16 protein-coding genes are annotated in these 24320 nt (G+C 45.5%); 6 read left to right on the top strand and 10 right to left on the bottom strand.

Annotation, left to right across the window (positions count from 1 at the left end; genetic code table 11):
* Window positions 1–142: 142 nt before the first annotated feature.
* Entirely contained in the window at window positions 143–1504 is a 1362-nt protein-coding gene (locus GO755_RS22870; protein ID WP_157587621.1) for a M24 family metallopeptidase, read from the top strand.
* A 120-nt stretch (window positions 1505–1624) separates the two neighbouring features.
* On the opposite strand, the gene GO755_RS22865 is transcribed toward GO755_RS22870, so the two are convergent.
* The 4 genes from GO755_RS22865 to GO755_RS22850 all read right to left on the bottom strand — a co-directional run bounded on the left by GO755_RS22865 (window position 1625) and on the right by GO755_RS22850 (window position 10193).
* Window positions 1625–2746: an efflux RND transporter periplasmic adaptor subunit gene (locus GO755_RS22865; protein WP_157587620.1), complete on the bottom strand. Its 1122-nt coding sequence runs from the start codon at window positions 2744–2746 to the stop codon at window positions 1625–1627.
* Window positions 2730–6035: an efflux RND transporter permease subunit gene (locus GO755_RS22860; protein ID WP_157587619.1), complete on the bottom strand. Its 3306-nt coding sequence runs from the start codon at window positions 6033–6035 to the stop codon at window positions 2730–2732. The genes GO755_RS22865 and GO755_RS22860 overlap by 17 nt, the downstream gene beginning before the upstream one ends.
* 493 nt (window positions 6036–6528) lie before the next feature.
* Complete coding sequence (gene fbaA, locus GO755_RS22855; protein ID WP_157587618.1) at window positions 6529–7608, bottom strand: class II fructose-bisphosphate aldolase; 1080 nt, start codon at window positions 7606–7608, stop codon at window positions 6529–6531.
* Between the two features lie 143 nt (window positions 7609–7751).
* Window positions 7752–10193, bottom strand: a complete 2442-nt coding sequence (locus GO755_RS22850) for a T9SS type B sorting domain-containing protein (protein WP_317165941.1) — start codon at window positions 10191–10193, stop codon at window positions 7752–7754.
* A gap of 265 nt (window positions 10194–10458) precedes the next feature.
* Between GO755_RS22850 and GO755_RS22845 the strand changes: the two genes are divergently transcribed.
* Window positions 10459–11265: a sugar phosphate isomerase/epimerase family protein gene (locus GO755_RS22845; RefSeq protein ID WP_227687055.1), complete on the top strand. Its 807-nt coding sequence runs from the start codon at window positions 10459–10461 to the stop codon at window positions 11263–11265.
* Between the two features lie 117 nt (window positions 11266–11382).
* A complete protein-coding gene (locus GO755_RS22840; RefSeq protein ID WP_157587617.1) occupies window positions 11383–12957 on the top strand; it encodes a hypothetical protein in 1575 nt (524 codons plus the stop codon).
* Here the strand turns inward: GO755_RS22840 and GO755_RS22835 are convergent.
* The gene (locus tag GO755_RS22835) at window positions 12929–13156 is read right to left on the bottom strand and encodes a DUF2905 domain-containing protein (RefSeq protein ID WP_157587616.1); all 228 of its coding nucleotides are present in this window, start codon (window positions 13154–13156) and stop codon (window positions 12929–12931) included. The two genes, GO755_RS22840 and GO755_RS22835, sit on opposite strands and share 29 nt — an antisense overlap.
* 440 nt (window positions 13157–13596) lie before the next feature.
* On the opposite strand from GO755_RS22835, the gene GO755_RS22830 reads away from it, so the two are divergent.
* Together GO755_RS22830 and GO755_RS22825 are read left to right on the top strand one after the other, a co-directional pair.
* Window positions 13597–15777 carry a DEAD/DEAH box helicase gene (locus GO755_RS22830; RefSeq protein WP_157587615.1) on the top strand — a complete coding sequence of 727 codons (2181 nt, stop codon included), beginning with the start codon at window positions 13597–13599 and terminating at the stop codon, window positions 15775–15777.
* A gap of 211 nt (window positions 15778–15988) precedes the next feature.
* On the top strand, window positions 15989–18358 hold the full coding sequence (locus tag GO755_RS22825) for an ABC transporter permease (protein ID WP_157587614.1): 2370 nt from the start codon (window positions 15989–15991) through the stop codon (window positions 18356–18358).
* An 84-nt stretch (window positions 18359–18442) separates the two neighbouring features.
* On the opposite strand, the gene GO755_RS22820 is transcribed toward GO755_RS22825, so the two are convergent.
* The 3 genes from GO755_RS22820 to apaG form a co-directional block, all read right to left on the bottom strand.
* Window positions 18443–19807, bottom strand: coding sequence for a monooxygenase (locus GO755_RS22820; protein WP_157587613.1), 1365 nt, complete (start codon window positions 19805–19807; stop codon window positions 18443–18445).
* A 69-nt stretch (window positions 19808–19876) separates the two neighbouring features.
* Window positions 19877–20686: an O-methyltransferase gene (locus GO755_RS22815; protein WP_157587612.1), complete on the bottom strand. Its 810-nt coding sequence runs from the start codon at window positions 20684–20686 to the stop codon at window positions 19877–19879.
* A 74-nt stretch (window positions 20687–20760) separates the two neighbouring features.
* Entirely contained in the window at window positions 20761–21147 is a 387-nt protein-coding gene (gene apaG / locus GO755_RS22810) for a Co2+/Mg2+ efflux protein ApaG (protein WP_111344227.1), read from the bottom strand.
* Window positions 21148–21290: 143 nt separating this feature from the next.
* Between apaG and ung the strand changes: the two genes are divergently transcribed.
* Window positions 21291–21956: a uracil-DNA glycosylase gene (gene ung, locus GO755_RS22805; RefSeq protein ID WP_157587611.1), complete on the top strand. Its 666-nt coding sequence runs from the start codon at window positions 21291–21293 to the stop codon at window positions 21954–21956.
* Window positions 21957–21972: 16 nt separating this feature from the next.
* On the opposite strand, the gene GO755_RS22800 is transcribed toward ung, so the two are convergent.
* Window positions 21973–22974: an N-acetylmuramoyl-L-alanine amidase family protein gene (locus tag GO755_RS22800; protein WP_198174903.1), complete on the bottom strand. Its 1002-nt coding sequence runs from the start codon at window positions 22972–22974 to the stop codon at window positions 21973–21975.
* 137 nt (window positions 22975–23111) lie between these two features.
* Window positions 23112–24284, bottom strand: coding sequence for a signal peptidase I (lepB, locus tag GO755_RS22795; RefSeq protein WP_317165940.1), 1173 nt, complete (start codon window positions 24282–24284; stop codon window positions 23112–23114).
* Window positions 24285–24320 lie beyond the last annotated feature (36 nt).

Below are 24320 nucleotides of genomic sequence, written 5' to 3'. Positions count from 1 at the left end.
GAACGGGAAATTTCCATTAACAGAATAAGAACGTCACTGAAGGCAAGATGCATACCGAAATACAAACGTTGCCTGGATCTATTGTTAAAAATCTATAATGTCTTTATGTATCTTGCTTCAAACTGTTGATAACCTGAACTATATGCACAAACCAGTACACTTCCTCATAAAATTAATTACATTTTCGCTTATCCTATCCACAGCAAATGCACAAGCTCCTTCGCCAGCCAGCGTTTTGTCTGAACGGGAACGTGCACGGGTAATCGACGAAATTCTGGACGACCGCTTTACCAATTTCCTTCCCCAGCTTATGCGCCGGGAGGGGCTCGATATGTGGGTCATCATCTCCCGCGAATACAACGAAGATCCTGTTTTGCGAACGATGTTGCCAAGTACCTGGCTTTCGGCCCGGCGACGAACTATCATCGTTTTTTTTGACAATGGGAAAGAAGTTGAAAAACTAGCCATTGCCCGCTACGATGTGGGTAACTTGTTGAAAGGTGCCTGGGATATCGATGTACGACCTAACCAATGGGAAGCATTAGCAAAAATTATTGAAGATCGTAAGCCGAAAAAAATTGGTCTGAACATGTCCACCAACTACGGTCATGCAGATGGACTATCGTTTTCTGAGCACGAAGAGTTCGTAAAAAAACTACCTGCCGACTATCAAAAGCGTATTGTTTCAGCCGAAAAAGTAGCCGTTGGCTGGCTCGAAACCCGGACCGAGAAAGAGATGGCGATTTACCCACTCATTTGTCGGTTGTCGCACCAGATTATTCAGGAAGGGTTTTCAGAGCAGGTAATTCAGCCCGGCGTTACAACGACCGACGATGTGGTCTGGTGGTTCCGACAACGCATTACGAACCTAGGGCTGGACACGTGGTTTCACCCAACAGTAGATGTGCAACGTTCCGATAAAGAGGACTTTAACCACCTTCGCACATTTTCAAAACGGCCAGACAAACAGGTGATTATGCCCGGCGATTTACTCCACGTTGATTTCGGCATTACCTATCTGCGCCTAAATACCGATCAACAGCAACATGCCTATGTGTTGCGCCCCGGAGAAACGGATGTTCCGGAAAGTATCAAAACGGCTTTTAAACAAGGGAATCGATTACAGGATATTCTAACCGACCAGTTCAAAGCCGGAAAAACGGGTAATCAGATGCTGTTGGCAGCGTTGGATCAATCGAAGAAAGAGGGAATAAATGGGACAATTTACACGCATCCTATTGGCGTTCATGGTCACGCGGCCGGGCCAACCATCGGTTTGTGGGATCAGCAAAAAGGCGTTCCCGGCCCCGGCGATTATCCCTTATTAGCTAACACGGCCTACTCTATCGAACTCAATGCCGCCGTCGAAATTCCCGAATGGAAAAAAGTAGTGCGCATTATGCTCGAAGAAGACGGCTTTTTTGATGGCCAAACCTTCCGATATATCGACGGGCGGCAAACGGAAATTTATACAATACCGCGGAAGTTGGGGTATGTTAAATGATTTTTATGCTGACGAAGGAAGCATCTTAACATATCCTTAAAAGGAATTAGGGGAATTTAAGATGCTTCCTTCGTCAGCATGACAAAATAATGTCTAAAGGCAGCAAGGATATCTGAAATTTTATTTCACTGGCGAACCATCCCGAACCTCTTCGGTAGCTGTGGTAATTAGCTGATCACCTTCGGCTAATGCACCAAATATTTCGATTTTATCGTCGGCTTCAAGTCCTTTTTTGACGGATACCCATTCCGCTTTATGGTCCTTAACCCGGATTACAAAAACACCCGTTGTGGCATTAACGACGGCAGATTTTGGGACAACAAAGGTGCTGGTTTTGGTAGGCAACGGCAGGTTTACTTCGGCCACCATACCGGGCAGTAGCTTTTTGTCATTGTTAATCACGTCTACTTCGACTCGCTCCGATCGTAAGCGCTTGTCCAGTGCACCAGAAAGTCGTTTTATCTGCCCTGTAAATTTCTTGTCGGGGAATGTCTTGACTGTGAAACTTACGGCATCGTTCTGCTCAACATAACCGGTGTACGCTTCTGGAACCGAAATGACTAAACGTAGTTTCTTCTGCTCGGTCAGAACGAATAATGGAAATTCGGAACCTTTACCGGCGGGCCCGATATAAGCGCCTGTGCTAGCGTTACGGGCACTGATAATGCCATTGAAGGGAGCTCTGATTTCCAGATATTTCTTCAAATCGGCTACTTCGCGGTAAGCCGATTTTGCCGCTTCCAGTTGAGCGAGATCGGCGTTACGTTTCGCTAAAGCTAGATCAACGTCGTTTTTTGAAACGGCTCCAGAGAATTTACTAGCTTCCAGAACCCGATCGTAATTGGCTTTACTGCCAATCGAAACGGCTTCCTGTGCCTTAAGTCTTGATTCGGCAGAGTTTAGTTGAGCACTCAATTCGGGGGCTTCGGCCAGGGCAAGTAATTGACCCTGTTTCACTTCTGAGCCAACATCGACGTTTAGCGATTTAATAAAGCCGCTCACTTTAGCGTAAATGTCTACATCGCGAAACGCAACCAGTTCGCCAGGTATATGCAAAGATGAAGACAGCTTACCTTTTTTTAGGGCAAACAACTCGACAGCGGCAGGCGCTTCTGTCGTTTCGGTTTCTTTCGCTTCTGCTTTACTTTCAGAAGAATGACAATTTGTAAGCACACTGGCCAGCAGCAAACTGCCTGTAAGAGTAAGCAGATTGTAGACTGGTCTATTAATTAGCCGTTTCATACGAGGGGGAAATGTAATATTTACTGTCTTTATCTTCAGGATCGAGCGATACCGATTCGGTGGTGGTTTTACCCTGTACCCAGGCGAATGCCAATGGCAGAATGAATAAGGCGGCAAAGGTCGAAGCAATCAGGCCACCAATAACGGCACGGCCTAGTGGAGCCGCCTGTGAACCACCTTCACCTAAACCTGATGCCATTGGAATCATCCCGACAACCATCGCGACGCTGGTCATGAGAATAGGTCGCATGCGCAGCGAAGCAGCTTCTCGGGCAGCTAGCAATGCATTTCCATTTCGCATACGTAATTCTTCAGCATTCGTGACCATCAGAACCGCATTGGAAATAGATACACCGACCGACATGATCATACCCATGTAGGATTGCAGATTGAGCGTCGACCCCATGAGCATCAACAAAGTCAGCGAACCCACTAATACAGCAGGAACCGTACACAACACAACTAAAGACACTTTGAATGACTGGAAGTTAGCCGCCAGCATCAGGAAAATCACAACAATAGCCGTGATCAAACCCGTTTGCAGACTATCAAGTGTGTCGATGAGCACTTGAGTTAATCCCTGCATTTTTACGGTTAGTCCGCGAGGTAGTTCTCCTAATGAGTCGATTGCTTTCTGAACGTCTTTAGCCGCTGTCCCTAAATCAATATCGTTCAGATTGGCCGTTACAGATAAAACCGGGATAGCTCCAATGTTATCATTTTCACCGTAAGTTGTTCCTTCCTGAAGCGTAGCCACATCGCTAAGAACCGGACGATTTGAATTCGGTGAAACCGGTATTTCTCCCAAATCATTGACACTGGTCATTTGCCCTTCTGGAACCTGTACCTGCACAGTATAAGATTGGCTCGATTTCGGATCAATCCACACACTTTTCTCAGTATAACGCGACGACGATGTAGCAGCAATCAGCGAGCGTGATATGGCCGATATATCCGTTCCTAACTGAGCTGCCCGTGTCCGGTCGATGTTCACATTGATCGCGGGGTATTTCGTAGCCTGACCAATCTGAACGTCGCGCAAATACGGAATTCGATTCAGTTTCGCGATTACTTTATTGGCATACTCCTCATTTTGCTGTTTGTTCTTCCCAGTTAGTTTCACTTCGATAGGCGTCGGTGAACCCTGGCTGAGAATTTTGTCGGTTAATTCAATCGGTTCAAACGAAAGCTTGACATCGGGCAGCGCCTTTTTCATACTAGCTCTGAACTTATCCTTTAGCTCATCCAGATCAACGTCATAGTCTTCTTTCAGGCTCACCTGCAAAACGCCCTCCTGAGGACCAGCCATAAACAGGTAAATCGGGCTGGTTGAAAATTGAGAACCGTGCATCCCAACCATAGCAGACGTAATCTCGACGTTTTCTTTGCCAACCAATTGATTCAGTACATTGATGGTTTGCAACATCGTGGCTTCGGTCTTTTCGAGCCGGGTACCATCGGGCTTTCGTATACGAACCTGAAACTGACCGCCACTTACTTTTGGCAATACATCACGCCCAATGGATGTAATCAATAAAATTGCAATACCCAGTGAACCAACTACATAAACCAGAACAATAGGCATACGATAAGGAAGCATGCGCCCAATAAACCGAACAAATCGCGCGCGTATCCGCTCAAAAAAGCTGATTTTACCATCATGGTCAAGATCTGTCTGATGAGCCAATTTCTCTTTTTGCGTCAACAGGTCTTCGGGTTCATGCTTACCGTTGGCCTTGGCTTTACCATTCGATTTAATTAAATGCCCGTTTACAGCTTCATGCTTCGTCGCTTGCCCATTACTAACCGGGTGATGTTCTTTCATCATCCAGTTAGCCAGTACAGGTACCAGTGTTTGAGCCATCAGGTACGAGGTGATCATTGAAAAACCAATGGCAAGGGCAAGGGGTAAGAACAACGCTCCCGGAATTCCTGTCATTGTAAACGCAGGGGCAAATACGGCCAGAATACAGAACAGAATCAGCAGTTTCGAGAAAGCGATTTCCTTACAGGCATCCCAGATGGCTAAGGCCTTGGGTTTACCCATATCCATATGCTGGTGAATATTCTCGATAGTCACTGTACTTTCATCGACCAGAATCCCAATAGCTAGCGAGAGGCCACTCAACGTCATAATATTAATCGTCTGTCCGAATAATGACAGGAACAAAACCCCCGAAATGATACAGGTTGGAATCGTGATAATTACAATCAACGCTCCCCGTACATCGCCCAGAAAGAGTAAGACCATGAGGCCCGTTAGAATAGCGCCGATAGCGCCCTCAGTCATCAGACTTTCTACCGCATTGATCACATACACCGATTGGTCGAAGGTGTAGGTCAGTTTTACATCTTCGGGCAGCAGGGCCTGGAAACGCGGAAGGGCGGCTTTCAGATTTTGGACAACTTCCCAAGTAGAGGCATCCGCCGATTTAGTAATAGGCAAATACACTGAGCGTTTCCCATTTACCAATACATATCCTTGTGTAATATCAGCACCATCTTCAATCGTAGCGACATCTTTCAAATACAGGTTTTGAACCGTGCCCGTAAACAGGGGAATATTTCCGAAGTCCTCAATCGTCTTGACCGTCGTATTAGCTGGCGTAAAGTAATTGAAGTCGCCAATCCTGACGTTTCCAGCTGGGGTTGCCTGGTTGTTAATTCGTAGGGCTGCCACCAATTGATCGGGTGTCAGATTGTGCGACCGAAGTAGCTCAGGGTCCGCTTTAATGACAATGGAGCGGGAGTTACCCCCAAAAGGAGCAGGCGACACCAGCCCCGGAATAGATGTGAAACCAGAACGGACATAGACGTTGGCCAAATCCTGCAATTCATTATTACTCCGTTTTGGGCTGCTCAACACCAACTGCCCAACCGGCAGGGTAGAGGCATCGAAACGAAGAATAAACGGCGGCTGTGATCCGGGCGGAAAACTGGATTGGGCCCGGTTCGAATAAGCAGATACCTCGGCAGCCGCCTGCGCCATATTAGTACCTTCGTAAAACGACAGTTTCAGGAGGGTAATCCCCTGAATATTTTTAGTTTCAATACTTTTTACCCCCGATACATAAAGGAGAAGGTTCACATACTGTTTCCCAAAAAACGACTCCATTTGGTTGGGCGTATAGCCGCCAAAGGGTTGAGAAATGTAGATAACCGGCAGATTTAAATTCGGGAATATGTCAATCTTGATCGAACGAACGGCACCAATGCCGAAGTAGAATAAACTGGCTACGATAACCAGAATCGTAATTGGCTTCCGTAACGCAGAGCGGATTAAATTCATAGCAATTAAATTCAACTTAAATTCGTAACTCAGCCGGGTGAATCAAACGATTCCTGTTTCAGCTTTCTGCCTGTTTAAAAGGCCAATCCAATAAAACCCAATTTTTTCCACAATACATCACATACACGGATATATCACACTGAAAGTTAACGAATTTGTCTGGCAATTACACGTGTCCCATTATGCTCTTTCAGAGGTATTTACGAGACAATTCATTAGCTAATCCGGTCGATCACTAGATTAATTCTGAGTAAAAACACCTATCAATAAGACGCCGATTCAAACCGGCAAGTGCTGTTAAATCAGGCAAAAACTAACGCATCTTCTAATACACCTCCGTCTATTTTTCAAGCATTTTATTCAATAAAACTACCCAGCTAAATCAGCCATTAGTTTTATACATTTGTGTTTAGCCAGATCAATTAGGTATAAAAAAAGTGCCGGGTATTCAACCCGGCACCCTTGTAAATAGTAACCTGACTAGTGTACTTGCTTAAGCTAAGCGATTGATACAATTTAAGTCTTCGAACGCAATTTTCAGGCGTTGTACCATGCTTTCTTCGCCTTTACGCAACCACACGCGTGGATCATAGTATTTTTTGTTTGGCGAATCAGCTCCTTCGGGGTTGCCCAATTGCGATTGCAGATATCCTTCTTTCGCTTGGTAATACTTCAGAATACCTTCCCACATGGCCCATTGCATATCGGTATCGAGGTTCATTTTCACGGCACCATAGCGAATGGCTTCACGAATTTCCTCGCGGCTCGAACCCGAACCACCGTGGAAAACGAAGTTCACAGGTAGTGGGCCCGTTGCATATTTATCCTGAATGTATTTCTGTGAGTTATCCAGAATGATTGGCGACAACTTCACATTACCTGGCTTATAAACGCCGTGAACGTTTCCGAAAGCAGCAGCAATGGTGAAGTTTGGCGAAATTTTGCTCAATTCTTCGTAGGCATAAGCCACTTCTGAAGGCTGCGTGTAAAGTTTAGAATCGTCAACATCAGAGTTGTCAACGCCATCTTCTTCACCACCCGTAACGCCCAATTCAATTTCGAGCGTCATGCCGATCTTGGCCATACGTTCAAAATACTTCGAGCAGATCTCGATGTTTTCCTCAATCGGCTCTTCCGACAGATCGAGCATGTGCGACGAGTACAATGGCTTACCTGTCTGGTCGAAATGTTTCTCGCCAGCGGTTAGCAAACCATCAATCCAGGGAAGAAGTTTTTTGGCGCAGTGGTCGGTGTGCAGAATCACTGGTACGCCATAAAGTTCGGCTACGTGGTGAACGTGTAGAGCACCCGAAATAGAACCGGCAATGGCCGCTTGTTGCTTGTCGTTGGGCAGGCTTTTGCCAGCATAGAAAATACCACCACCGTTTGAGAACTGGATGATAACTGGTGAGTTAACAGCTTTTGCTGTTTCCAACACGGCATTCACAGAATCTGTACCGACAACATTGACGGCAGGCAGGGCGTAATCATTTTCGTTGGCGTGACGGAAAAGTTGGGTAACGCCTTCGCCGGTTACAACGCCGGGGGCAAAACGGGTGGCTACTTCGCTCATGATTAGGGAGATTTTTTGGATTCGTTCAAGAAATAGTTTACCGAAAATAGGACCGGCTAACCTATCTGATTTCGAGGGGTAAAGTTGGGGATATTCGTGGAATATTGCTACTGTCTGTAAATTTTGAGCAGCTTAAAAGCCTCTTACCGAATCACCTCTATGATGCCTTCCTTCGTAAACGACTCTGGATAATCTGTACCTTTACCATCCAACTTATAAACATATAGTCCGCTCATAACTGGCTGGCCCTGATAGGTTCCATCCCAGGTTGCCCAGCCCGATGGCGATGAAGCTCCATCGGTAGCTTTATAAAGCACTTCACCCCAGCGATTATAAACTATAAGCGTCATTTGTGCAGCACCCGAACCATAAATCACCAAAGTTTCATTCATGCCATCCTGATTGGGCGTAAATGCATCAGGAACATAAATTACCGGCAACATAGGTGGGCATTTAGCCGCAATACGCACTGAATCGCTCGCCTGACACCCTGCCGACGTACGCGCCGTAACCGCATATGTACCATAGGTATTCACTTTCTGGAGCTGAGCCGTTCCTAAGGTTTTGCCTTCGCTTGTCCAGGTATATGTTGCGTCTGGTATCAAACCGGCATTTAGTTCAACATAGCCATTGTTGATATTAGCGAAACAAGTATCCACCTGATGTGGTCCTAGTTGCAGTTTAGGATTTGGATATAGGGTTACCGTTATGGCAGTTTCACTCTTACAGCCAGTACTTGCACTAAATGCTACTAGCTGATATTGTCCGCTTTGGCGCGCCAGAATACTCGTTCCTGTTATCGAAGTTCCGTCGGGTAATTGCCAGCGAAAGGCAGTCCAATCGGTAGTAGGAATTGCCTGCACTGTGAGCGTATCACCACAGCCCGAACGGGTTGGGCTCGCAAACTGAAAAGGCGATGGAGGAGTAAATGTTGCCGTTACTTCCTTCTCGGCAAAGCAGGTGGCATCGTCAGGATCGGTGACGCGGACTCGATAGGTCTGATTACCAGTGATTTTGGAAACGGTAAGCGAATCCAGTTGGTCACGAGGAGATAGGATACCCACCCCAGTCCATTGAATGGTGCCACCGCTTGCATGTGCGTTGAGCAAAAATGTACCACAGGAATCTGGAATAATTTTAGCTGTAGGGTTTACTTCAACCAGAACCACCCGAACCGCATTGGATGTTTTCTGTTTATCCTGACATTTCGTTTCGCGCACTTTAAGCGTATAAGTACCTGTTTTAGTAGGGCTCAATGTCGATTTATTGCCGCCAGCAACAGCAACGTCATCAAGATACCATTGGTAAATCAGGTAATTCGGGTCGAGGTTAGCGAGCTTCGATTCCAGCAAAAAATTATTGCACCCACCAGGCTTTTTAAGGGATATAGTAACTTCAGGAGGTAACATCGGTACTTCGTCAATTAGAAATGGCAGGCCCGCCATCGCTTTTCTGCCGCTCAGATTCACAGCCTGTGAGACCAAACCACAGCCCGTTCCTGACTGATTTGGTTGATTGATTGTCAATAGATAGTCTTCTCCGGGTGGAGCCCCATAGATTTTGTTATCGGGGCCAAGTTGTAAAGCGCCAACACCCGATGAATAGTTAGTTTGTCGCTGAACCGTTAGAGCGGTATTGACCGATAAACTAGCTACGTTAATCTGGTATATCTTTTTACTAAACATCGTAGAAAGATAAAGCAAGCTATTGTCGGGAGAAAACTCTAAACCATACGCGCCAACGGTTTCGGCACTTTCCAATCTCACTGGATTTGAGATAGCGCCCGTTTTGCTGTCAAAATCAAACACTTCCAGAAAACCACCCTGTATGCTATCAGAAACAGCAACGGCCAGCTTTCTACCATCGTGCGATGGCTTCATATACCCTTTGTTCTGTTGGTGCGTACTATGTCCTGCCCCAGCCAACGTTTGGTGCGTACTACCCACTTTATATAAGGAAGGCGTAAGAATCAGGCCGTTATCATTAATTAAATAAACGCGGAATGTATTACTACCGAAGTCATGGGTAATGATCCAGTGATTCAGGTTATTGCAGTGCTTGATAACCGTAATTTTTTCTGTAGCACCCGCCAGCAAAGGCTTGTTTTTATAGGTAAATCCGCCTAACCCGGAATTCAGATTCATATCCACGTACGCATACTGAATTCCTGTATTCTGGTTTTGGGTAGCCAGCGAAAATACATAAAACTGCTTGGTACTATTCTGATATGGAACAATAAGTGCTGACTGTGTCGTCTGACTATTGCCCCCTAAACCAGTAGCGCCCGGCATAACGTCATGGTTCCGATTCCAGATTGTGCTGCCATCTGTATAGAAAAGTAATTGCCCGTTCTCATCCGATATGCTGGCACAGCCTTCGGCAGAACGTAAATTACCATCTATCAGAGATTGAGCTGTAGTACCATTGAACGTAACTCCTGCGCGATCACCAAAATACCAGTTAGTATAGCTTTTGGGAGCTTGTGCCTGCACGGGAATCCACAAAAAACTCACCACTAGCGTTGCTAGTAGCGTTTTACAGATAGCCAGTTGCTTCAACTTAAGTTGCCAAGAGCGGTATTTCACGTATATCGATGAGTAAACTTTACCAAATACAAGAAAGTATAAACAAAGACAAGCTGAACTTAAATTTCTACTTATCAAGCCATGACCCTTTTTCAGGAATACTAGTTGGCTATTGTGTAGATTAAATTTATCTGTGGAGCAAACCCGATAGGTGTCTATTTAGAAGCCATTCGCGTGCAGTCGATAAATTGGCTAATCTATCTTCTGTTTCGTAAGATCGTTTTTTCTGCCAACTTTGAGTAACTAAACTAAACCCTCCGAATTCTTGAAAACGATCTTCTTTTGCCCCATGTGGGGTATGGAAAACCTCTCCTATACGGAAGCTGCTAAACGTGTAAAAGCGGCTGGATACGACGGTATGGAAATTTCGGCCGGGCCGGATAAACGGAATGAAGCCGTACAGGTTATGCATGATAATGGCCTCGAATTAATTTTAATGGCGTTTGGGGGCGGAAGTAATTTCCCTGAACACAAGAAAAAATACCACGATGACCTGCTCGACATCGCGTCATACAAGCCGATGTTCATTAACGCTCATACAGGTCACGACTATTTTACCTTCGAACAAAATGCCGAGTTGATTCAAACGGCAGCCGATGTAGAGAAGCAAACGGGCGTCCGAATTCTGCACGAAACCCACCGGGGTCGGTTCTCTTATAGTGCACCAGCCATCCAGTACTATCTGCTCAAATTACCTGATTTACGCCTAACTGCCGACTACTCGCACTGGGTTAACGTGGCCGAATCGTATCTGGCCGATCAGGCGCAGAATGTCAATCGTGCTATTGCCGTTAGCGATCATATTCACTGCCGCGTAGGTCATCCCGAAGGCCCACAGGTAAATGATCCCAGAGCTCCCGAATGGAAAGATGCCCTCGAAAGTCATGCCAAATGGTGGGATGCCATCCGTGCCCGATTACAGAAGGCCAATGCGCCGACCTTGACCATCACCTGTGAGTTTGGTCCAGCAGGCTACTTACCAACTTTGCCCTACACCCAGCAACCCGTTGCCAGTCAGTGGGATGTAAACGTTTTTATGAAAGATTATTTGAAAAAAAGATGGCAAGTGTAAGGAGTTACGGGTTGTGATTTACGAGTTGAGCTAGTTTACAGTATGATTTTTGCTCTATCTCGTAAACTATATTCCCTGCGGACTAAATCGTACTGGGTAAATCGTAAATTTGAGTATATGATTCGTATCCTATACATAGCTTGTCTGTTTTCAATTGTCGCCTTACAGTCAGTACAGGCGCAACTGGCGCAGTCATTACGTATTGAAATTCCTTCCGATCCGAACGAAGCCGAATCCTTCGACGTAACCCCTTTAGATGAGAAGGGCGTTCTGATGACCATACGAACGGGTGGTTTTTATGAAATAACGCCCGTTACGTTCAATTTTCAGAAGTACGACATTAATTTCAAATTACTGTGGCAAACGACATTTAAGCAGGATACGAAATATAAGCCCATATCAATATACAACACCGATCAGTACGTTTACCATCTCTTTCGTGAATACGATACGGATCTGTTCCAATTTGTCCGGCTACACCTCGACGATGGCGTGGTTGAAACATTTGAAGGCCATTTAATTGACCAGTTTGATGTACATCAATTTAAAGTGATGGGCAGTCAGGCTTATATAGGTGGTTATCACCATGGGCGACCAGTTGTGATGTCGTTTTCCTTTTTTGATCAGTCGACAAAAGTACTGCCCGGCATGTATGTTAATCACATGGAAATCAGCAGCCTGGAGGTCGATGATCGCCGTAAGGAAGTAAATGTGCTGGTTCATTCACTCAAACGCCACTGCAAATTTTCGATCAGAACCTACAATTACGATAGTAAACTACTCCGAACATTAGATTTCGATGGAGCAGAAAACGCACTCGTTTCAGGAAAACTTCTGCCCGTTAACGAACATGAATCGCTGCTGGTTGGCAACTACTCAACCGATTGTACACCCTATTCACAGGGAATTTACGTAACACGTATTCGGCATGGTGACTCGGGCAATGCCTCAGGGGGTACCTCTACTGGCGAACCGACTACAGAGATTCAATACATTGAGTTTTCGCAGCTTCAGAATTTTTTCAATTATTTAAAGCCAAATCGGCAGCAAAAATTGCTGGCACGGGCGAAGAAGAAGAAAGACGAAGGCAAAGATTATAAATTCCGGTATCGACTCTTAGTACACGATTTACAGCCCACGCCAGACGGACTCACACTAGTAGCCGAAGTTTATTTCCCACAATATCGGGGTAGTGCACTCGGCTACGGAGGCTACTTACGTGGTGCCGATCGGTACGAAGGCTATCGATATACCCATGCGTTTATTTGCGGCTTCGATAAACAAGGAAAACTGCTGTGGGACAATTGCTTCCCAATTAAAGAATTACTTAGCACTGACCTAACAGAGATGGTACAGGTATCGCAGCAGGGCGACCGCATGGTGCTGGCTTACCCTAACGATGGAGAAATTACGACAGAAGTGATCCAGGGGAGTAAAATCCTGAAAGAAACTGAAAAGTTTAAACTTCAAACCAATGCGGAGAATGAGAAAGTGACCTTTTCGGCACAGGATAATCTGATGGCCTGGTATGGTCGGCACTTTATAGCCTGTGGTTTTCAGAAAATTTCACCTAAACATGTTTCTACGCAACGGGAAGTTTTCTATCTCAATAAGCTGACCTATAGCGAAGAAAATCAACCGAGTAAATCGACCAGCGCTAAAACTAAAAAAAGCGACGGATCAGACCGATAAGCAAATTCAGTACAATACTGACGATAATACAAGTGACGATAGGAAAATAGAATCCTCCCCCATTTTTCCCTTCAACACGAATATCACCCGGTAAGCGACCTAGCCAATTCAGTTTGTCCCCAAAAAAGTATACGATCAGGCCGATAAGGATAATAGCAACTCCGATGAGTATGATGTATTTACCAAGTGTTGAATTCATAGTAATTGAAGTGACGAAAAACTACGTTTCTAAAATAAATACAATATAATTAAGCCTATACTTGCTTTTTCGGCAATTTCTTCTTAATTTTGCACCAGATTTTACAAGCGGCATCCGTCGCGTCTCTGTTTCTCTCCTTTTTACACGCTGAGTTTAGGTCTGACAGAGCCAATGTACGGATGTACAGGATGGGTTTCTGAGTGGACGTTCCGCCGTGTCGGAACATTTGCGCGTGGGCTAATCGTCAATCGGTCGTACCGGTATACAAATAATCCGGTCGTTGTTCGTTTCCCCCTTTTGATGAGGGCGGGGGAAAATTGGGTCCTAGTTGGGTCGTTGGGCAGCTTCGTTCGTTGGGCAATTCTCGCAATATCGCGCCGTTCACTGGCACACACTCGTCTTCGTTTGGATGATTTATTTTATTTAATCATTCCCAATTAATGAAAACGAAAACAACTAAAGCCGTTGATCAAACTGATCTTCTGGACATTGAAAAAATAGCTTCGGAAATGGCCGCTAGTGCGGTTACTCCAGCTACCACTGAAGCCAAAACGGCTAAAGTCCCAAAAAAGAAAGTTGCAAAATCAGCTGCAGTCTCAACAGCGGAAGTCTTTGCTGATGATACAGCCGTTGAGACTGTTGTTGAAGGCATTGCCGATAAAGTAGTTATTGTAGCCGACGCTCCAACAATAACTGAAACACCAGTTGCAGAGAAAGCTGCCGTAGTTGAAGCAGCACCTAAAGCTGATCAGATCCTGTTTTCCAGCTTAGATATCTCACCTGAGTTATTACAAGCCGTAACCGACATGGGCTTTGTTAGCCCATCGCCGATCCAGGCCGAAGCGATTCCACCAATTCTGGCTGGTCGTGATGTAATTGGACAGGCACAAACCGGAACCGGTAAAACAGCCGCGTTTGGTATTCCAGCCCTCGAACTGATTGATGTTCAGGATCGTTCGGTGCAAACGCTCATTCTTTGCCCAACCCGTGAGCTAGCCTTGCAGGTAGCCGAAGAAATTAAGAAACTCGCTAAACACAAACGGGGTGTACGTATCGAGGCTATCTACGGTGGCGATTCCATCGAACGGCAAATCCGGTCGCTCAAGAGTGGTGTTCATATCGTAATCGGTACGCCTGGTCGTGTTATGGACCATATGGAGCGTAACACGCTCAAACTCGATAACGTGAAGATGATGATTCTTGACGAAGCCGATGAAATGCTGGACATGGGCTTCCGTGAAGATATCGAGAGCATTCTGGAAGACATGCCCGAAGAGCGTCAGACGATTCTCTTCTCGGCTACAATGTCGAAGCCAATTATGCAGATAACCCAGAAATTCCTGCAAGATCCTGTGTTGGTGAAGGTTGTCAAGAAAGAACTGACCAACACGAATATTGAGCAGGTGTATTTCGAAGTGAAGCCGAAAGCGAAAGTCGAGGTTATGTGTCGCCTGATCGATATGTACGATCTGAAACTGCTGTTGGTATTCTGTAATACGAAACGCAAGGTTGACGAAATCGTAGAAGATCTGCAAATCCGTGGTTATCAGGCAGAAGGCCTGCACGGTGATCTTCGTCAGGCACAACGGAACAACGTAATGAGCAAATTCCGGGCAGGTACGACCAGTATTCTGGTAGCAACCGATGTAGCTGCTCGTGGTATCGACGTTGATGATGTTGACGCAGTTATCAACTTCGACATTCCGCTCGACGAAGAATATTACGTACACCGCATTGGCCGGACAGGCCGCGCTGGCAAATCAGGCCGGGCGTTCTCAATGGTAGGTCGCGATGAAAAATACCGTTTCCGTGAAATCCAGTCGTACACCAAAGTACGGGTTGAAAAAGGTGTAATTCCTTCTTTTGAAGATATCGTTGGTGTTCGTAAAGCTCGTTTCATCGAGCAATTGCAACAAACAATTCAGGAAAGTAAAGACCTGAACCTATACGATGATTTACTGACTCAACTACATCACACAGGCTTCACAACCGAACAGATCGTAGCTGCTTTGGTGAAACGCAGCATGGGTCTGGAGAAAAACGAATTTGCCGACCAGAACCTTGGTCTTGAAGACGACCGTCGTCGGGAAGATCGTGGACGCGGTAACGACCGCTACGCCGATCGTGGCCGTGGTGAAGGCGGAGGACGTTTCGACCGTAATGACGGACTAGACCGTCGGGGTGGCAATCGCTTTGGCGAACGCGACGACCGTGGTCCACGCTTCGGGGATCGGGATCGTAACCGCAATGACGGACCAGACCGTGGTTCACGTTTCGGAGATCGGGATCGTAACCGTAATGACGGACCAGATCGCCCAAGCCGTGACGGTGAGCGCAAGCCTTATTTCGATCGGGATGACAAACGCGTTCCCCGTGAGCGTGAAGCGAACATGACCCGTCTGATGGTAAGCATTGGTCGTAAAGACTTCGTTCGCCCGGGCGATATTGTAGGTGCCATTGCTGGCGAAGCCAACATTCCGGGCAATAGCATCGGTAGCATCGACATTTTCGATAAATTCACCTATGTAGACGTACCGAAAGACGTAGCTAACCGCGTTGTTGACGCTATGGAAGGCAATACGATTAAAGGTCGTCGGGTAAATATTGAAGTAGCGCGTTAATCGCCAAAAATACATTGATAGAAACGCCGGGAAGCTTGGACTTCCCGGCGTTTTTTATTTCCCTTTATCTGTCCAGTAACATCATTGATGCAACGTCCTGCCTGCAACCTTGTCTTTTGCGAGTCACTTCTAGTAGTACCGACCATCCTGGTCAGGTGTTATAACTAACGTAAATTCTCATCCAGCCGACCGAGACGGTCGGTACTACATTATGCTACGCAGCTACATCAAAATCGCCTGGCGAAACCTCTGGAAAAACAAGACGTTTTCCTTCATTAACATTTTGGGATTGGCCTTAGGTATGGCCTGTAGCCTGCTCATTATGATCTGGGTGCAGGACGAGCAACACATGGATCGCTTTCATAAGAACGATAGCCGGCTTTATCGGGTGATGGAAAACCAGCAGTACACGGGTGTCGTCAATACGTATGCCTCTACACCGGGTATTTTGGCCGAAAACATCGTTAAAGACATTCCAGAAATTGAACTGGCTAGCCAGATACTCTGGGAAAATACGCCCTTGTTTACGGTAGGCAATATCTTTGAGAAAGAGAAAGGACGCTTCGTTCAGGGTGATTTCCTGACAATGTTTTCGTTTCCGCTCAAAGAAGGCAACCCGAAAACAGCGCTCAAACGCCCTGACGGACTGGTCATTTCTCAGAAGTTAGCCGACAAATACTTCAAAGGGCAGGACCCAATGGGGAAAACCATTCGGATTGACAATACTGATGACGTGATGGTGACAGGCATATTGGCTGACATTCCAGAATCCTCATCACTGAAGTTTGACTTTTTGATGAGCTACGACCGGTGGAAAAAAGCCAATAAGTGGGCTCAGGAATGGGGGAATAATGGCCCACGCTGTTACGTACTGCTAGCCCAGAACGCATCGATCGATAAAGTGAATGCTAAGATCAAGAATTACATCAAAACCAAAAATAAAACCAGTAATGTAGATCTGTTCCTGCAAAACTACGGCGAGTCTTATCTGTACTCAAACTGGGACGCAGGCAAGCAAAACGGAGGTCGAATCGAGTACGTAAAAACCTTCTCGATTGTAGCCATTTTCATTCTGGCCATCGCCTGCATCAATTTCATGAATTTAGCCACAGCCCGCTCTGTCAAACGCTCCAAAGAAGTTGGCGTGCGGAAAGTGGTGGGGGCTTATAAAAACAGTCTGATAGGCCAGTTTCTTGGCGAATCAATGCTAATTACTTTATTGTCACTAGTGTTCTCGGTATTGCTCGTTCTACTGATATTGCCCGTTTTCAATACTCTAACCGAGAAGCACCTTTTCCTGGACTTTTCCAATCCCACCTTTCTACTATTGCTGGTTTCGTTAGCAGTGCTTACAGGCCTTGTTTCGGGCAGTTATCCTGCCTTATTCATGTCCTCGCTGAATCCCGTTGTCATTCTAAAAGGAGCGTTGAAATTCAAGGCGAGTGCTACCTATTTCCGTAAAGGCTTAGTCGTACTTCAGTTTGGGCTATCCATTATGCTGATTCTGGGTACGCTGGTCGTGTATCGTCAGATCCAGTATATTCAAACTAAAAACCTTGGCTACAACCGCGAAGGCCTGCTTTATATGCCTTTAGAAGGCGATTTGGCCAAAAATTTTCAGACATTCCGTCAAGAGTTGGAACAGGAGCCAGGTATCAAATCGGTCACTTGTGCTCAATCAGATCCACTCGAAGTAGGTAGTTCAACGCAGGGTGTTCGGTGGCCAGGTAAAGACACCACCCAGTTAATCCTCTTCAGCCAGAACGCTATCTCGTATGATTATGTAAAAACAATGGGGATCAAACTTCTTGATGGTCGTGACTTTTCGTCTGCTTACAGCACCGACACAAGTAATTACCTGATTAACGAAGCATCAGCCCGGAAAATGGGATACAAAGACCCAGTGGGCAAAGAAATGACCATGTGGGGCAAAAAAGGGAAAATCATTGGCCTAATGAAAGATTTCCATTATAACTCGCTTCATACAGCTATTGAGCCTTTGATTTTGCATTTGCAACGGGGTGCCAATGATACCACAAACTACTGGGGAAGTGTACTGGTCCGAACTCAGCCGGGGCAAACCAAACAGGCTGTGGCAAGTCTGGAAGCAAGTTTCAAGAAATTCAATCCACATTTCCCGTTCAAATACTCGTTCACCGATCAGGAATTTGCGAACTTATATAAGTCTGAAAATACAGTAAGCAAACTGTCCAGCTATTTCGCCTTTCTGGCCATTTTCATTTCCTGTCTGGGATTATTCGGGCTAGCCACATTCACGGCCGAGCAGCGTACAAAAGAGATCGGTATTCGAAAAGTATTAGGGGCTAGTGTGACGAACCTTGTTGGTATGCTATCCAAAGAGTTTATTCAACTAGTTCTGTTAGCGGCTTTCATTGCGTTTCCGCTGGGCTGGTACTTCCTGAGCGGATGGCTAGAAAAATATGCCTATCGAATTAACCTGGAATGGTGGTATTTCCTAGTAGCCATCCTATCAGCCGTATTGATTGCTCTATTTACCGTAAGTTTTCAAAGTATTAAAGCCGCTTTGATGGACCCTGTGAAGAGTTTGCGAACAGAGTAGAGAGGCAACCCTTTGCATCTGCTTAACCGGATAATTTTTGATATTACTATTGCTGACGCAGTAGAGACGCAAAGGATTGCGTCTCTACTGCTCGTAATAATAGCCGAAGATGATTCCCATCTCATCTTCGCTGGTCAGGCCAAAGCTGACAGCTTTCGTTGTGGTGTTGTTGTACGTAATTTCGGAAGTTAGCCCCTCCCCTTTTTGTAGGCTTATGGGCGTTGCAAAGGTAATAATGTCAGGGTGTTCCCAGTCGGTGGAGGTGTAAACCACTTCGCCATCGCGTGTGCCTCCTCTAATTTTTATCACAAATTTCTCACCCAGCTTGTGCATGTGCGAGGTCAATGTGAGAACCTTACGGGGTTTATCGAATGTAAACGACTTCGTCATCGTAACACGCGTGTTGGCCGGAAGGTTAAGGTTGGTATTGCTCAAATCCAGCGTCTGTACAACTTGGGTTACGGTCGACTTATCTACCGTATACAAGTTGATTTGAGCCTCGCCCTTCATTACGGATGTCGTTTTGTTCACAAAATGCGAATTTAGATCAAACGAAGCGCCGGCTGGAATTAGCAAAGCGGCTCCCGCCGGAAAGGTATAATCCTGATACTGCGCTTGCGATCCAGCCAGATAAACATGATTCGACATGGTAATAGCTGTCAGGAGATTAAGCGAATTATCAGGATTACGTAGATCACGAATATCGTTCAGGTTAGGTAATGAGCTTTTATTTCGAAAATCATAGGCTACAAAGTGGTGACTGCCACTACGCATCTTGGTTTCGTAACGATTTACATAAACATCCTGCGTATTGCCTACCATTCGGCGTGTAAACAACTCGCGCTCGAAATTGGGTTGAATGTCAAATAAGGGAACTGCCATCTGGAAACCCGTCCCGACTGCGGGCACCGGTAGTGGATCATACGTAGTTACAGTAGTCGTTTTATCATCCAGCAAGGTAGCATCGGCAACGCTACCTGTTTTAGGCGCTCCTGCTTCGATCCACCGGCGAACAAATTCAATTTGCCCATCAGGCAATGTTGCCCCACCTAGCGGCATTGGATTGCCATATTGCCTTCCCGAGTGATGGCTGGCCGAAATATTCAATTTATGATATAATAGGCTTTCCAGCGACGCAAAGGGTTTCACCCGTTTGAGTCCGTCAGTCTTGGCATCACTATTTTTAGGATCAACGCCCACCAGATTTTCGTAGGCAACGCCTGCAGCTAGTACCAGACCATGCTGGATGAACGTACCATCTTTTTCTGATAAATGACAACCCGACGTAGCACAGGAAGGCGTTAGTATTTTTTGCTGAATCAGGTCGAACGACGCCATTTCCGTCGGATCGGGCGCGTCAGTAGCAGTCTTACTACAGGACACCAGATTCAGGAATAAAGCCGAAACACCAACACACAAGCCTAAACGTGTATAAGTCAGGAAGTTCATAGTTTATTCGGCACAAAATGCACCTCTCGAAAGATAACGTAATTCCTTCCGATTTCCGTTAAAAGCGCGTTAAAACTGTAGGATAAAATCCTGTTTTGGCTGCTCCTGGCGAAAGAAAACTAAACCCACCCAGAATAAATCGACCGTTACACTAACGTAGGGATGAGCTTTGATATAAGCCCATGCCTCCTCCATTTCTGCCGACCAGTGAATATCATCAAATACAAACACGGTGTCATTATGAATATTCGTCAGGCAGGTTTCGAAGTAGCGAATAGTAGGTTCGTAGCGGTGGTTAGCATCAAAAAAAACGAAATCGATGGGGTCAAGAGAAACCACGGCAGAAGTTAGTGTTTCATCTAAGTTACCCACAACGATATCCACATTATCAACCCCTAATCGATCAAAATTCTGTTGGGCAATAGCGGCCGTTTCGGGGCATCCTTCAAACGTCAGCACATGACCACCAAATGGTTTAGTAGCTTCGGCCAAATAAGCCGTAGTGATACCCAGAGAAGTTCCTAGGTCAACAATGTTCTTTGCCTGAAATCGCTGGATAAGCCGGAATAGTAAACGACCAAAGCGACTTGGTTTCTGCGAATTCCGAGCAATATTCCCTATAGTACGTTGTCGAGCAGGAGTTACCTTAGAGCCCACCTTTCGCGCGGCTCCCCACCGGGCTCCGGCCCCAAAATCGGTAATAGTGATAAGCTGGCGACTCCTGCGAAGTTCTTTTCGTACTGCCTGAATAGGTGCAAATAAAGCTTTAGAAGCCTGTTTCGCCCGAATAACGTCTGTGTATAACGCAAAAAGAAAAGGAGAATGAAGCGAATGTTCGTCGCGAGCGCGACTCAGATAACGAAGATAAGCGGTAATCAAAATAGGTATGAAGTAAGATGTAGGATATATGATGTATAGAAGCAGAAATACATCATATATCACATAGCATACATCTAATTAAGTTTATAAGGCACGACCATCGTGAATTCGGGAATACCGATGCGCAATTGCTTACCATCGATCATCCGCTCGACGAGGTAGGTACCCGTCATTTTCCCGATACTTGACCGAAGGTTACAGCCCGACACATATTCGTGAACTTCGCCCGGCTCAAGTACAGGCTGGAGCCCAACAACTCCTTCGCCTTCAACTTCGCGAACCGTGCCGTTCGAGTCGAAAATTAACCAATGACGCCGGAGCAACTGAATAGTATAGTCGCTGGCGTTTTCGATGGTAATACGATAGGTAAATACGTAGTGAGCCTGGAGAGGACTGGAATAATCGGCCTGATACTCAGTCTTCACGCTCACTTTTACGCCTTCTGTGACTGACGAAACCATAAATTTAGTATCGTTTGCAACCTTAGAACGAAAATTAAGTTGATTAGTTTTGTTACGCAAGAACTGGTCTGAAAATATTTTCAGATATTAGGCTCTGGCGTTTATAGGCGTATAATGCCTTATCACCTTTATCAGTTCCCTACATGAATGTATCCATTGCCGAATCGTGGAAAATTCGCCTGCAAGCTGAATTCGACAAACCCTACTTCGTTGAGCTTGCTGAGTTCATTCGTCACGAATATAGTACGCAACGTGTTTATCCACCGGGGCGCCTGATTTTCAACGCTTTCGATAAATGTAATTTCGACAATACCCGCGTTGTTATTCTCGGTCAGGACCCTTATCATGGCGAAGGACAGGCAAATGGTCTGGCGTTTTCGGTAGCCGATGGTATTGCCAAACCTCCCTCCTTAATCAATATTTTCAAGGAAATTCAGGACGATCTGGGTAAACCCGTACCTAAATCGGGAAACCTTGAACGATGGGCCAGCCAGGGAGTTATGTTGCTAAACTCCACGCTTACTGTTCGAGCTGGGCAAGCAGGCTCACATCAGGGTAAAGGCTGGGAAACCTTCACCGATGCTGTTATTAAGCTGATTTCAGATGAAAAGCGAAACGTTGTTTTTATGCTTTGGGGCGCCTATGCACAGAAGAAAGGAGCCGTTATCGATAGCAAAAAACATTTGGTTCTAAAAGCCAAACACCCTTCTCCCATGGCCGCTAATTACGGAGGCTGGTTCGGCACTAAACATTTCAGTCAGGCAAATGCCTATCTGGAAAGTAAGGGCTTAGCCCCAATTGAGTGGTAAGTTGCCACTCAATCACTTATTGCTTAGACTTATAATCTGTTTGTAAACCTGCGCATATCCAGTTTGCCAGCGCTTGCCGATTATCGGCCAGTAAAAACCGCTGTTGGTCTTTATTATTACGGATATTGCCCAGTTCAATAAAAACGGTAGGTGGATGGCTATTTTTAACCACATACAAACTGCTCCTATCCGACACCGTTCCTAAATAATTTCGGGTAGGTTGGCTACGCTTATAACCCGCTTTGAAGCTTTTATGAATGTGTTTGGCCAATCGTTTACCAACCTTGCTATTTTCATGGTGATAAAAGAACACGTCGATATTCTGACCTTCACTCCGACTATCGACATGAATAGTCACCATACGCTGATAAGCTTCCTGGTGTTTCCGATGTAATTTATTAACAGCATCCGTACACTGGCGCAACCGTAACGTTTGGTTAAGCGGAATCGTCTGATTAGGATACGTAACCTCATCATGATCCAATTTCAATACGTTTGCATCTCGTATTCCATCATTCAGATCACGAACAATCATATAAATAGTTGCGCCATGCTCCATCAGCGCACGGGCTAGCCGAATCGTTACATCATACGCATATTCGTCTTCTGGTAATATATATTTTCCAAAATGGCCTAGTGCACCTGGATCTGGCCCGCCATGTCCTGAAACTAAATAATAGACCGCTCCCCTCAGCTTCTGATCTTTAACCGCGACATGAGCATACGCTGATCCTAACAATGACAGCGTAGAGCCTGCTTTCTTTTCAGTCTTTACAGCAACTACTGACTTAGTCATTTTATGACTGACCAACCGCACTTTATTACTGACAGAACGTTTATTAACCTTTTTCACCACTCGGTTCTTGCTGGAAGTTGTCCGAGCGCCAGAATGTGTATTTTTCCCTTTAGCTAATACCAGAGAGCCTTCTCCATGAATAAAGATTAACAACAGGAAAATCCTGAGCCATAGGTGATTGCCATCAGTCAATTTCTGAAATAGGGTAGCTGTAACGTTCATAACTAAAAATCTCTTTCAACGTATTGCCGTAAAAACGAGCATATTAACCTACAAATTGTAGGTAAGCCAAACCCCCAAATCTGCTACACCGCGCGTAAACAAATTTGGGGGTTTGAGTTAATTCTATCTTGATCTTGCTAATCGATTGTTCGAAATAATCGATTCCAGCGAATTTTATTCCAGATATTGGCCGGATTTGGATCGAGTGACATCCAGACAAATACGGCTTTACCCACAATGTGATCTTCGGGAACAAAGCCCCAGAACCGCGAATCGAGTGAGTTATCGCGATTGTCGCCCATCATGAAGTAATAATCCTGTTTGAACGTATATGAGGTAATCGTTTTACCGTCGATTTTAATACTTGCCGGTTCTACCTCAACCTTTTCATTTCCTTCGTAAAGTTGAATGACTGGTCCGTAGAGTGCAATGGTCTGTGCATTGATCTGAATTGTCACATCTTTTTTCGGAATGGTGATCGGTCCAAAATTATCATGGTTCCACTTGAATGTAGGCGTACCATAAATCATAGGAGACATCTCGCCAGGCTTATCAGACATTGGCTCGATACCTTTTACCCAATCAAATCCTTTGAATTTAGCAATTACATCCTCAGTCGTGTTAATGCTATAACCGACCATTATTGAGGTTTTGGTCGAGTCGTTATATTGCTCTAGCGGCTTCCAGTTTTCGGTTGGTTGGCTGGGGTCGCGGTAATCGTTAACGATATCGTACTTGCGGAAAAAATTCGCGTCAAGCGTTTCTGTTGTTTTAATGAAATACTTTTGCTCGGCACGAGGAGGAGTTGGAAACGGTTTTCCATTTACAAATACCTGGCGCTCCCGCACTTCCAGCACATCGCCCGGAATACCAATGCACCGTTTGATGTAGTTAGTTTTCAGATCAACAGGATAATCAATATTATCGTTGAGGTATTTAGGCGGCACGTTGAAAACAACCACATCACCATTTTTGACGTGAGTAAATCCTGGCAAACGATACGATGGCAACTGAATAGCCGTGCTATACGATGGAATATCGGTACCCCAGATTTTCTGGTGTGTGAGTGGCACCTGTAATGGCGTACGAGGTGTTCGGGTGCCATAATGCAGCTTACTTACGAACAGGAAATCACCAACCATCAGGCTGTTTTCCATTGAAGGCGTTGGAATTGTAAACGCTTCCATAAACAGCCATCGAATTAGCGTGGCCGCTACGACGGCAAATAAGACGGAATCGAACCATTCGCGAACGGGCGATTTCTTAGCTTTAGCCGGTTTAACTTCGGCTCTGGTTTTTACTTCAGACACAGAATATTCTAAGTTTCAGGTTTTAGGTCCCAGGTT

This window comes from Spirosoma arboris (assembly GCF_009754945.1).
In the GTDB taxonomy this organism is placed as follows: Bacteria; Bacteroidota; Bacteroidia; order Cytophagales; family Spirosomataceae; genus Spirosoma; species Spirosoma arboris.
This window is presented reverse-complemented; position numbering and strand designations above follow the sequence as displayed.

Coding starts and splice junctions, on each gene's coding strand:
- GO755_RS22870 (WP_157587621.1), top strand. CDS start 143: ATGCACAAACCAGTACACTTCCTCATAAAATTAATTACATTTTCGCTT.
- GO755_RS22865 (WP_157587620.1), bottom strand. CDS start 2,746: ATGAAACGGCTAATTAATAGACCAGTCTACAATCTGCTTACTCTTACA.
- GO755_RS22860 (WP_157587619.1), bottom strand. CDS start 6,035: ATGAATTTAATCCGCTCTGCGTTACGGAAGCCAATTACGATTCTGGTT.
- fbaA (WP_157587618.1), bottom strand. CDS start 7,608: ATGAGCGAAGTAGCCACCCGTTTTGCCCCCGGCGTTGTAACCGGCGAA.
- GO755_RS22840 (WP_157587617.1), top strand. CDS start 11,383: ATGATTCGTATCCTATACATAGCTTGTCTGTTTTCAATTGTCGCCTTA.
- GO755_RS22835 (WP_157587616.1), bottom strand. CDS start 13,156: ATGAATTCAACACTTGGTAAATACATCATACTCATCGGAGTTGCTATT.
- GO755_RS22830 (WP_157587615.1), top strand. CDS start 13,597: ATGAAAACGAAAACAACTAAAGCCGTTGATCAAACTGATCTTCTGGAC.
- GO755_RS22825 (WP_157587614.1), top strand. CDS start 15,989: ATGCTACGCAGCTACATCAAAATCGCCTGGCGAAACCTCTGGAAAAAC.
- GO755_RS22820 (WP_157587613.1), bottom strand. CDS start 19,807: ATGAACTTCCTGACTTATACACGTTTAGGCTTGTGTGTTGGTGTTTCG.
- apaG (WP_111344227.1), bottom strand. CDS start 21,147: ATGGTTTCGTCAGTCACAGAAGGCGTAAAAGTGAGCGTGAAGACTGAG.
- ung (WP_157587611.1), top strand. CDS start 21,291: ATGAATGTATCCATTGCCGAATCGTGGAAAATTCGCCTGCAAGCTGAA.
- GO755_RS22800 (WP_198174903.1), bottom strand. CDS start 22,974: ATGAACGTTACAGCTACCCTATTTCAGAAATTGACTGATGGCAATCAC.